Origin of the sequence: Turicibacter bilis (genome assembly GCF_024499055.1) — a bacterium.
Taxonomy (GTDB): domain Bacteria; phylum Bacillota_I; class Bacilli_A; order MOL361; family Turicibacteraceae; genus Turicibacter; species Turicibacter bilis.
Window position 1 is genome coordinate 2298900 of record NZ_CP071249.1, and the last position, 12272, is coordinate 2311171.

Below are 12272 nucleotides of genomic sequence, written 5' to 3' on the forward strand. Positions count from 1 at the left end.
TTAATATTTATTATGAGATACTTTTCTTATGCAATCCAAATCTTCAAAATAAAAAGGGTATGAAATCTAGATTTCATACCCTTTTTTTATTAATTAATTGCTTGAAGGTTATTTAAGGTCTCCCCATACCACCAGGACCACCCATACCATTATTTAAATTTCCATTGCTTGTGATAGAGCTTGAGATAGTTAAGGTCGCTACATTTGAGCCCCCACTATATGATCCGCCTTTGTATAAGCCATCTATTTCTGTTCCAGTTGAAGTACCACCCGTTGAAATCGTGTATGTTTCACCTGTTTTAAATTCAGGAGAACTAATCATAATAACTTGTGATGATTTAGAAGGTGCATAAGTAATCAAATCTGTTCCCGTACTGTCTTGAATATTAACCAATGTATGACTTGAAGTATTACTGCTCACGACGATTGTATTTTGGCTAGATGATGAACTTGGGGTTTGAAGCATAGCATTACTTCCGGATGCAATTAATAATCCCCCACTAATATTAAACGTTGCGTCATAGTCTAATGCACCATTTCCGCCATCAGTTGGTCCATCAACAATAACGGTTCCACCTGACATTTCAATCGATCCATTTGCATCAAGTCCATCACCAGAAGCATTGACATAGACATATCCACCATTAAAGTAAATCATACCTGAAGTCGATGAGAAGTTATTTTGTCCAGGACGTCCATTCATGGCAGAACCATCATTTCCACCCGCTGCATTAATTCCATCATCACTTGCGATGAGATGAATTGTTCCATCGTTTATCGTAATCGTTGTACTTTCTAATCCTTCATATGATTTTGTAATATCGATTGTTCCACCATTAATGTCTAGTGTTGTATCCGCATGAATCCCATCATCGCCACTAGCTATAGTGAATGATCCACCATTAATGACGATACTATCGTTTGTATGAATTGAATCATCGGAAGAGTCAATATTAAAGCTTCCATCTTCAACCGTTAAGTTAACACCTGCTTTTAATGCTTTTGCACTTGTTGTTTCTTCACTACTAGAAGATGAAGTTTGAGCATGTCCGGGTATTCCCCAAACGCCCCAACTCGATGATTTCGAACTACTGTTTTCACTACCACCACCTGTTTCGATAGTAAAAGTTCCACTATTAATTAATAAATCTGTTTCAGCTTGAATACCATCACCTGTTGCAGTTAGATTAAAGGTTCCATTATTGATTGTAATCCATCCTTTAGTTGTATCTGTTGTATTATCTGATTTAATAGCGTCACCACCGCTGTTAATCACAAAGGTTCCGTTATCAATTTCAATAGAATCTTTTCCTTTTAATCCATTGTTAACAGCGTTAATTGTAATATCTCCATTTTTGATATCTAAGTCATCTTTACTCGCTATTCCATTGTTATAGTTTGCATTCACAATTAAAGAACCTGTTCCATTAATTTTTAAATCATCTTTGCTAAAAATAGCGGCATTTGGTTCATCCACTGTTGCATCTTCATAAACATATGATTCTGCATCCGTTATGACACTTTCTGTTCCTTCAACTAATGTTAAAGTCGTTTTATCAGCATTCATAACGTAAATAGGAGCACTTGTTGAAGACGTTAAATGAACACCATTTAATAAGATTTCAACTTGATCTAAATCACCGGCATTCACAATAACTTGCCCGTCATCTAGTGTTCCACTTAAACTATAAGTCCCGCCTTGAGTGATAGTGACTATGTTTTCATCGACTGTCACACCAGTTCCATTGACTGTAATACTTGATCCAAATTCAATCGTTGTATCGGCAGCTGAATGATCTTGATTCGTTGATTCAACGATATTTTCTTGTATTGCCTCATCAGAGGTGTTAGGTTGCTGCTTAGAGCACCCGATTAATGTACTATAAATTGATAAAGCTGAAATGAAAAAAGTCAGTTGCTTTTTCATTGTAAACGCCTCCTGTTTAATTTTCTCTCTTTTTTTGATTTTTAATATAAAGAAGATAAGACAAACCTAGGTAGAAAACGCCTAAATGATAGCTTTTAGGAATGGGGACACGATCTCTACGCTAATGATTGCCTTATCTGAGATTAATATAACAAGTGATTCTTAAAATATCCTTAAATTTCTAAAGGTAATGAAAGTAACATGCTTTATAAATGATATTAAAAAACAGACATTTAACCATACCTATCTAACATCATGAAATGTATTATATTCGGCTCAGGACTTATAATGACAATAGATAAAAAGGAAAGAAGAAGGTGTAGATGTGAAACGAAATAAAATGGATTATGTTCAATATGTTGGAGGTATTGTGTTATTAACACTAGGGGTTGCTTTTAGTTCAAAGGCAGGATTAGGAACAGGATCGTTAGACTCTATTAACTTTGCTTTAGCTGATCGTACAGGATTAAATTTATCGATTATTATTCTTCTCATGGCGTTTGTGGCTATTATAATTTCAACAGTTATTCGTCGTGGAAAACCGAATTTCAAACCATTAATGACTGCTATATTTATGGCGATTTTTACTGAGGGATGGGTAAAAGTCGTAGATATGATTACTGTAGATACAATTGTTCATCAAATTATTATTTTTACTGTAGCCATTTTTTGTGCTTCGGTTGGAATTGCTATTTATTTAAGACCGAAATTTCCAGCTAATCCAAATGATGATATTACCGTTGCTTTAAATGAGGTTTTTAAACTGAAAATTGGGACGGCTAAACTTTTAATTGATCTAATAGCTATTATTATAGCTCTATTATTAAAAGGACCAATTGGAATTGGAACTATTTTAATGACGGTATTAATAGGACCAGCTGTGAATCTAGCTAATTCATTAATTGATAAATGTGCTTCGTCTTCAAATGAAAAAAGTGTAGTCTAGCTACACTTTTTTCATTTGAAGACGAAAATCTGTTGGAGATAATGATTTAATTTTCTTAAATGATTTTGAAAAAGCAAGTGAATCATTATATCCACAAGATCGAGAAATATCAGCAACTGAAAGATTAGTTTCAACTAGTAACTGAGCCGCTTTCGTAATACGGAATTGAATTAAAAATTGTTGGGGAGACATTCCTAAATATTTTTGAAATAATGATGTTAAATACGTACGATTTAAACATAAATAATTAGAAATATCACTTACTTTAATATAGTTAGAATAGTTATTTTGAATAAATTCGATCGCTTTACTAATATAATGATTTTCATTTTTATGCTCGGTTGTTACTTTAATATCTGATGACTCGGCTAACTTAGCTAAAAATAAATATAATAATCCTTGATATTTTAATTCATTAGCTTGAGTTAAACTATTATAACTTAGCATTTGTGTCACATAGTCTTTGAGTTCCTCACAGTGTTCATATTGGCGAACTAATCGATCGTCACAAAAACCTGCTGCCTCTAAATATTTCTGAGCCATTTCCCCATCAAAACCAACCCAAACATAAGTCCAAGGGTCATCTTTATCTGCTTGGTAAAAAGTGAGTTCATTTGGCCGAATTAAAAAACATTCATTTTCCTTTACTTCATAACAATTATCATTTAAATAATAATTTCCTTTTCCTTTAATAACGAAGTGAAGTAAATAATTAGGTCGAATGGCAGGACCAAATGAGTGAGAAGGTTCGCAATCATGAATTCCACAAAAACATAAATATAAATCACGAAAATGTTTATGGTTAACTTCTAAACTAATATGTGACATAAAAATATCCCCCAATGCCTTATGTATGTTATTATAACACATTTGAAAGCGCATGAAAAACATCTATTCTTTATAAATACAAACTTTTTTAGCATAAATAATTCCTATTTCATGGATGAAGCTTAGGATCGTTTTAGGACCGACAAACTTAAAGCTTTCTTTTTTTAAAGCATTAGAAATCATCGTAGCAAATTGTAATGGCGATAATAAATGAGCGTCTATATCATAATTTAACGTTTGATTCTTACTAAACTGCCATAAGTAAGTCGAAAAGCTTTGATAATTATTTTGAAGACGGATGATTTGGTTCGCATTATGAATGATTGCGCGTATCTTTCCTTCATGGCGAATCATATTTTTGTTATTTAATAACTCTAAGATTTTAGACTCATCATATTGAGCGATTTTTTTAATATTAAATTGATCAAAAGCTTTTTCTATCTCACGTTTTTTATTAGCAATCACTTTTTCATTGAGCCCTGTTTGTAAAATTTTATAACAAAGAACTCTGAATAGCTGCTCATCATCATAAATTGGAGTTCCAAATGATGATTCACGAGATAATTGATACAATTCTTTTTTACATCCTGTACATTGACGCATAAATATCACCTAGTTTGATTTTCTCTTATTATCTTCAATTTGATGAAAATGAATGTCTCTGAAGTTTGAGGTAAGGATAAATTGGAACGAAAGATTAGTAAAGATAGTAGTTTTAGGAATGTATTTTAATAAAGATTGATTTTTGGAAGAAAAATCTATAATGAATGTATTTTGATGAGAATTTGAGAATACTAATATTGGTTTCATTAAGTTGAAACAATTGTTGAGATTTAAAGGAGGTATTTAAGATGTCTACCTATAATAAATCAACTCATCAAGAAGAGTTTGGTGAAGAAGTTGTTAAAGGTACCGAACATGTTGCACATAAAATGGCACATGAAGTCAAAGACATAGCAGAAGATGTTGAACACGGAGCAAAAAAAGTGGCTCATGGTGTGGAAAATGTAGCTAAAGATGTGGAATATGGTGCGAATAAAGCAGTTCATGCAACAGCACATGGAGTTAAAAACGTTGCAGAAGATATTGCTCATGGTGCTAAAAAAGTAGTTAATGGTGCAGAAGATGTGGCAGAAGATGTGGCTCATGGTATTGCTAAAGGAATGAAAAATGTTGCTGAGGGCACTGAAAAAGTAATCCATGAAACAGCAGAAGGTATTGAACATGTCGGTGAAAAAATTGAACATGGAGCAAAAAAAATTGTTGATAAAGCAAAAGAATTTGTTGATGAAATCCGACACCCAAATGATCATCTTGAACAATAGTAAAAAAGGCTATCGCAAAGCGGTAGCCTTTTACTTTTATCGTAAAAATAGTGATTTTTTCTGATAAAAAATCTATTTTAGTAAAATGAACGTAACTATTCAGCCTAGTAGAAAAGAGTATCACAAAAAGGAGTGCTCATTTAGTGAAGTACTCCTTGTGAATGTTATGAAAATTGAATCGTATTTCCCATTAAAATGGTTTTAATACTTTCGATAATATTTAATCCTTGCTTTTGACAAGTAGAGATGAAACCTCTGATTCGGGCGAAACAATGAGCACCTTTTTCTGTTCGGAAACATCCGGATATTTTTTGTTTAGTTTTAGTCATTCGGACATCACGCTCAGCTAAATTATTATCAAACGGAACTTCAACTTGATACAGAAATTCTAATACTTCTTCTTGTCGTTTCGATAAACGATTGAGTAATCGAACGGAATCCGTATTCTTTTCATGCAGTTTTAAAGGATTCTCACGGTAACCCTCTTCGATGATTTGTTGGTATCGTTTCTCAAACTCCTGTATTTTAGATAAGGGTAAAGGATATTCCGTCTCTTCTGAATAAGTTTTAGCTTCAAGTAATAATTTCGTCATGTTTTTTGCCCACTGTTGGTTCTCAAAATCGATGATTCCTTTAAACTCTCTTAAATGATGAACGTTACATAAAGCATGCGTACAATCATCATATTTAAAATACGGGGTCCAATGGTCATGGATGACGGTTCCTTTGAAAGAGGGAAGAATGCCATTGGCTTCAATTGCTTGAGAGCCACGCTTTTCATGAACAAAGTAATGCGTGAATTTTTGATTTGAAGTCACGTGAAGCCAGTGTCTCTTTCCATTGACATAACAGCCTGTTTCATCTAAATGAAGATGATTTGATGCCAAAAGATTTTCTTTGATTGAAGCTTCAGTCGTTTCTAATAACTCATCACATCGTTTCGTCATATTCACCAGTGTTCCTTGGCTGATGGTCGCTTTGAAAATATCTTGAGTCAATTGTTTCAGACGGTTGAAAGGAATCAATTGATAGTGACTGAAATAAGTTAATACACTTGTTAAATGTGGCCCATATTGTGTCGGTTGTGTGACATGTTTCGGAAATAGTCCTTCATTTTTAAAGTGACAGTTAGGACAGACTTTAATTTGGGATTGATGCTCAGTCACTTGAAGCCTTAAGCTCGGTAAATCAAAAACTTGACGTCGAATCGTTTTTTGAGGTTCAACGTTTTCTAAACAACACCCACACCCTTGGCAAGTTTTCGGATGATGTGTGACGACAAGATCCGGATCTTTTACCATTTTTAAGGTTGAACCTTGATGCCCGACTTGACCACCCGTTTTTTTATTTGAAGGTTGACGCAAACTTTTTGTCTTTTTAAAACCATCGGTTGACGGAGGTAAGCTACTATTTTGACTGGTTTGATTTGATTGTTTTTCAAGTTTCTTAAGGCGAGCATCTAAATCTGAAACAGTCTGAGATAACTCAGAGATTTGAGTGGAAAGTCCTTGAACTAAACTAATAACGGATTGAATCCCCTCCTGATAAACTTTGATGATTTCAGATTCTGACATGAGATGACACCTTCTTCTAAAGTTGGAATAGTAAGGATATTATAACGTAAATCTTACAAATAGGTAAGTTATTCACGAGAGCTACATATCATTAACAAAAACACCAAGAAACGGAATTCGTTTACTTGGTGGCTGAATAGTTACAAATGAACTATAACTAAATTTTTTTCTTTAAAAATTTAAAGAGAGGGGGAAAATAAAAACCTGATGAATTCATCAGGTTTTTATTTTATTATTTAACAGCAGTCATGTGTGCAATGACTTCGATGACTTGAGGGGTAATGTAGAATAAAGCTGTTCCAATTACTAATCCTTTTGTTGCATCTTTTAACATTTGAATTTGTTTCATTTCAAATTCCTCCTTTGGTGTTTATTAAACCCCAAAGGTTTTACAGGCCTTCTTCCTATAAAACGCATATTGCGTTTAAACAAGAAAAATAAACAGAGCCTAGTGGCCGCGTTTTCTCATTAAGGTGAGAAATTAGCCTTCATATTGGTTTCTGTGAAGAGTTTTATCTCATCATTTATGTTTGCAATCTGAGCTCTATTTATGAAAAAGCGCTCGTAATTAACTTATATGGTAATTACTTTCTTTTTGTGAATGCTTCCGGCGATTATCATTCCCGACGATAATCTTAACAACACATAAAGAACAGTACGTGGAAATTGTTCTTTCCTTCAACCTCGAAACATTCCTTGTCTTAACGCAAGGGGTTGAGTGAATAGAATATCATGTTTTGATAGATTAAACAATATAAAAAATGAAAAAATTATAATTTGGCTAAAATAGAAATTCCATCCATGATGAAATGATCAATCATGGTTGCCATTTCAGTTGAACTCATATCCATTCCATTATTAAACCACTGTTCAGTTACCCCTAAAACACCATTTAAAACGAATGATAAAAAGTAACAGTAATGAGGACGTGAAGTGTCCTTATAAATCATATTCATTAAATCAAGTCCCATTGTTTTAATTAAATATTGAAGTTTATTGAGAAAAATTCCTTCTGATTGTGAGTGTAATAAAACTTCAAATAAGTCACGGTTATCTTCAATATATGAGAATAATTCATCTAATAATTCATAACAGGATGGCATATTGATTTTGCATCGATAATCTAGCATCATCTCTTCAATGGCTTGTAATGTTTCGTCTTCAATTTTAGAAAGGAGATCGTAGATATCAACATAATGTAAATAAAAGGTTCCTCGATTTAAGTCTGCTCGTTCTGTGATATCTTTAACGGTGATATCTTTAAATGGTTTTTCGTGCATCAACTCAATTAAGCTTTGTTTAATTAATTGCTTTGTGCGACGTACACGGCGATCTTCTAATTTCATGCTTCAATCCTTCCTCCCAATAATATTAATCAACAGATTCTGCCTTATTGTTGATTAATCGACACGAAAATGAACATTGAGTATTGTATCTCACTTTGAAGTCCATCATAATAGAGTTAATGATAAAAGTCAATCAACAAAGAGGAGTGGGTGAGATGAAGAACTATATTACTTTTAAAGATGTAAAGAAAGTTTATAAGATGGGCGAGGTTGAGATTGAAGCCTTAAGTGGTGTTAATTTTTCAATCGATAAAGGTGAATTCGTCGTTGTTGCTGGAGCCAGCGGAGCCGGTAAAAGTACGGTACTTAATATTTTAGGTGGAATGGACACTGCAAGTAGTGGGACAATTTCAGTCGGTGGGAATGAGATAAGTAATTATAATAATAAAGAGTTAATCACTTATCGTCGTCATGATATTGGATTCGTTTTTCAGTTCTATAACTTAGTTCAAAACTTAACCGCGATTGAGAATGTCGAGTTAGCAACACAAATTTGTGAAAATCCATTAGATGTGCATGAAGTATTAGAAGCAGTTGGGCTTGGTCATCGTAAAAATAATTTCCCCGCACAAATGTCAGGTGGAGAACAACAACGTGTCGCAATTGCACGGGCACTCGCTAAAAATCCAAAATTATTACTGTGTGATGAACCAACAGGTGCATTAGACTATAATACCGGGAAAGCAATTTTGAAATTATTACAGGATACATGTCGTAATATGGGGATGACCGTTGTGATGATTACCCATAACTTAGCCATCGCACCAATGGGAGATAAAGTAATCCATGTTCGAAATGGAAAAGTCTCAAGTATTGAAATCAATGAAAATCCAACTCCAGTCGAAAGGATTGAGTGGTAATCATGAGTAAGAGTTTAACAAAAGATACCATTCGTGATATTAAGAAATCGATAGGTCGTTTCTTATCTATTCTCATGATTTGTGCCTTAGGGGTTGCCTTTTTCGTGGGAATTAAATCATCACCGCTATCTATGGAAAAGACGGTTGATCAATATTATGATGACTATAATATGATGGATTTAAGACTTGTTTCAACCTTTGGTTTTACACAAGAAGATGTCAATGCCCTTGCCAAGTTAGAAGGAATTGAAGGGATTTTTCCAACTTATTCACAAGATGTATTAACGAACTATCATAATCAAGAGTTAGTTTTAAAAGTTCATGCATTGCCAATTGACTTAAGTTTAGATGATCCGAATTATATTAATCAAGTCCGTGTCATTGAAGGGCGACTACCTGAGAAATCAGGAGAGGCGGTTGTTGAACGAAATGCCTATTTTGAATCAATCGAGATTGGTTCAACCATTACCCTTGAATCAGGAACAGACACAGCATTAAGTGATAACTTGAAAACAACAGAATATACCGTTGTCGGAATTGTTGAGACGCCCTATTATTTATCATTTGATAAAGGAAGTACGACAATCGGAAATGGTGAGATCTCAAGTTTCATTATGATTCCACAGGAAGATTTTAAATTAGATATTTATACTGAAATCTTTGTCACAGCAAGTGATGTTTTAGCACTTGATACATTTAGTAAGAAATATGAGGAGGCGCTGAAACCACTTATTTCTTCTATTGAAACATTAGCAGATACGCAAACTCAAAAACGTTACGATGAAGTTTTTACTGAGGCTAATGAGGAATTAGATAAAAATCGTCAAGAATATGAAGAGAAAAAATCAGAGGCTTTAGAACAATTACAAAAAGCTGCTAATGAGTTAGAGGAAGCTAAAACAACGATTGAGTCAGGAAAATCGGAACTTGCTTTAAAGAAAGCAGAATTTGAACAAACCATTGCTGACGCTAAAAAACAAATCGCCAATGGAGAAGCGCAGTTAATAAAAGGTGAAACTGAATTTAATCAAGCTTATAATGAGTTTTATGCCAATAAGGAGAGTGCTTGGGCAAAAATTGAGGAAGCCAAACAAGAAATTAGTCAACGTGAAGAACAATTAAATCAATTAAAAACAGCCATTGATCAAATGAAAGCTAGTTTAGAAAGTCCGATGCTCACTGAAGAACAAAAGGCTGGTATTCAGGCTCAATTAACGCCACTTGAAGAACAGTATCAAAGTGGAATAACTGCGTTAGCAGCTGGAAAAGCAGAACTTGAGCAAAATGAACAAGCTTTAATTAACGGGGAACAACAGTTGTTGACAACGAAGCAAACACTTGTGGCTTCTCGTCAGGAATTAAATACGCAAAAAGCTAATCTTGAAGATGAAATAGCTAAAGCGAATCAACAATTTGACAAGGCTGAAGCGGAGCTTACAAAAGGAGAAGCTGACTTAGCTGAAGGTCAGAAACAGTATGAGGAAGCTAAAGCAGAGGCTGAAGCAGGATTTGCCGAAGCTGAAGAAAAGTTAGCTGATGCCAAGCAACAGATTGAAGATATTGCTCATCCTGAATGGTATGTTTTAGACCGTAATAAACATTATTCTTTTGTTGATTATAAAGGAGCAGCTGAAAGTATCCATGCTATTTCTCAAGTGTTTCCAGTTTTCTTCTTTATGGTTGCTGCGCTCGTTTGTTTAACAACGATGACACGAATGGTTGATGAGCAACGAATGAATATTGGAACGTTAAAAGCATTAGGATATGGTAAGTGGAAAATTGCTTCTAAGTTTTTAATTTATGCTGGTTTAGCAAGTGTAACCGGAAGTATCATTGGAGCAGTTGTTGGAAACTATGTTTTTCCAACTGTTGTAATTGATGCGTATTCAATGATGTATGTGTTACCAGAAACGATTATTGTCTTTAGTTGGTCACTTATTTTAACAGCATTGTTAATTGCAGTTGGAGTCACAACCTTATCAGCTTATTTTGCTGTCAATTCAGAACTTGTTGAAACCCCATCTATCTTAATGAGGCCAAAAGCTCCAAAAGAGGGGAAACGTATTTTACTTGAACGTATTCCATTTATTTGGAATCGCCTGAGCTTTATTGGAAAGGTAACGGTTCGAAATATTTTCCGTTATAAAAAACGTTTCTTTATGACAGTGTTTGGAATTGCAGGATGTACAGCTCTATTATTAACAGGATTTGGTCTAAAAGACTCGATTCGTACGATTGTGGATAAACAATTTGGAACGTTATTCCTATATGATATGACATTAACGTTTAATCGTGAAAGTACGGAAGAGGATCAAGCTAATGTAGTAAGCTCTTTAAACAAGGATGAACGCATTGTCGGGTCACTTTTAACAACGAGTGAAAATGGTAAACTATTGGCCAACGATGAAGAAAAAGATATTACGATTTTTATTCCTGAGAATTTGGATGACTTAAGTCAGTTTATTCATTTCCAAAATCGTAAAACAGCGATGGATTTTAGTTTAACTGATGAAGGAGCTATTTTGACAGAAAAGATAGCCAAACAGTTAAATGTTAAAGTTGGCGATCACATTACACTTGAAAATGCTGATGGAAAAAAAGTCGAGGTTTTAATTTCAGGAATTACTGAGAACTATATTTCTCATTACATTTATTTATCAAAATCATATTATGAGCAATTATTTGATAAACAATTAAGCTTTAATCAGTTAGTTGCTATTTCTTCTCTAGAGGATGAGGCTATACAATCTGATCTTTCAAGTGAGCTAATGGCTTTAGAGGAAGTCAGCGGTATTAGTTGGGTTTCAACGTTAAAATCAAGCTTTAATGATATGATTCACAACTTGAACTACGTCATTATCTTATTGATTGTCTCAGCTGGAGCTTTAGCTTTTGTCGTATTATACAACTTAACGAATGTCAACATTTCTGAGCGTATGCGCGAAATTGCCACAATTAAAGTGTTAGGATTTTATGATAATGAAGTATCTGCTTATATTTATCGTGAGAACATTATTTTAACCTTAATTGGAACGTTCGTTGGGCTTGGATTAGGGGTGTTGCTACATCTATTTGTTATGACAACAGTTGAAATGGATATGATGATGTTTGGTCGCCAAATTCGTGGATTAAGTTATGTGTATGCAGCGGGATTAACCTTTGTATTTGCTGCACTTGTTAACTTCGCGATGTATTATAAATTAAAACGAGTAGAAATGGTTGAGTCCCTAAAATCAGTGGATTAATTGAATAAGAAAGAGAGCTTATAAAAATATAGGCTCTCTTTTTTATGCCGACTAATTTTATCGAACTATTTTGCCGGTATATAATACAATTTATCTGTTTTTGGAAAGAAAACGTATTAAATCCAATTGATTGTAGTTTTATCAGCATAATTGTTTATTAAGAACATAAACTTTTCATATAAACAGACAAAGGGATAGTTAATAGAATGATAATAAATAGT

The 12272-nt window shown here is 33.8% G+C and carries 9 protein-coding genes; 4 read left to right on the forward strand and 5 right to left on the reverse strand.

Annotation, left to right across the window (positions count from 1 at the left end; translation table 11 throughout):
* Positions 1 to 112: 112 nt before the first annotated feature.
* The gene (locus J0J69_RS11085; RefSeq protein WP_212725928.1) at positions 113 to 1927 is read right to left on the reverse strand and encodes a carbohydrate-binding domain-containing protein; all 1815 of its coding nucleotides are present in this window, start codon (positions 1925 to 1927) and stop codon (positions 113 to 115) included.
* Positions 1928 to 2252: 325 nt separating this feature from the next.
* Here J0J69_RS11085 and J0J69_RS11090 point away from each other — a divergent pair, with 325 nt between their 5' ends.
* A complete protein-coding gene (locus J0J69_RS11090) occupies positions 2253 to 2873 on the forward strand; it encodes a YczE/YyaS/YitT family protein (protein WP_055277411.1) in 621 nt (206 codons plus the stop codon).
* Here the strand turns inward: J0J69_RS11090 and J0J69_RS11095 are convergent, their stop codons facing one another.
* Together J0J69_RS11095 and J0J69_RS11100 are read right to left on the reverse strand one after the other, a co-directional pair.
* Positions 2874 to 3701, reverse strand: coding sequence for an AraC family transcriptional regulator (locus J0J69_RS11095; RefSeq protein ID WP_055245165.1), 828 nt, complete (start codon positions 3699 to 3701; stop codon positions 2874 to 2876). It lies immediately after the preceding gene.
* Between the two features lie 63 nt (positions 3702 to 3764).
* Complete coding sequence (locus tag J0J69_RS11100; protein ID WP_212725047.1) at positions 3765 to 4304, reverse strand: DNA-3-methyladenine glycosylase I; 540 nt, start codon at positions 4302 to 4304, stop codon at positions 3765 to 3767.
* A gap of 248 nt (positions 4305 to 4552) precedes the next feature.
* Between J0J69_RS11100 and J0J69_RS11105 the strand changes: the two genes are divergently transcribed.
* Complete coding sequence (locus J0J69_RS11105) at positions 4553 to 5026, forward strand: hypothetical protein (protein WP_055277460.1); 474 nt, start codon at positions 4553 to 4555, stop codon at positions 5024 to 5026.
* A gap of 164 nt (positions 5027 to 5190) precedes the next feature.
* Here J0J69_RS11105 and tnpC read toward each other — a convergent pair whose 3' ends face one another.
* Together tnpC and J0J69_RS11115 are read right to left on the reverse strand one after the other, a co-directional pair.
* The gene (tnpC, locus tag J0J69_RS11110; RefSeq protein WP_256637873.1) at positions 5191 to 6600 is read right to left on the reverse strand and encodes an IS66 family transposase; all 1410 of its coding nucleotides are present in this window, start codon (positions 6598 to 6600) and stop codon (positions 5191 to 5193) included.
* Positions 6601 to 7370: 770 nt separating this feature from the next.
* A complete protein-coding gene (locus J0J69_RS11115) occupies positions 7371 to 7946 on the reverse strand; it encodes a TetR/AcrR family transcriptional regulator (protein WP_055245097.1) in 576 nt (191 codons plus the stop codon).
* A gap of 155 nt (positions 7947 to 8101) precedes the next feature.
* Between J0J69_RS11115 and J0J69_RS11120 the strand changes: the two genes are divergently transcribed.
* Entirely contained in the window at positions 8102 to 8806 is a 705-nt protein-coding gene (locus tag J0J69_RS11120) for an ABC transporter ATP-binding protein (RefSeq protein WP_055245095.1), read from the forward strand.
* A 2-nt stretch (positions 8807 to 8808) separates the two neighbouring features.
* Complete coding sequence (locus J0J69_RS11125; protein ID WP_070100355.1) at positions 8809 to 12051, forward strand: FtsX-like permease family protein; 3243 nt, start codon at positions 8809 to 8811, stop codon at positions 12049 to 12051.
* Positions 12052 to 12272: the final 221 nt, after the last annotated feature.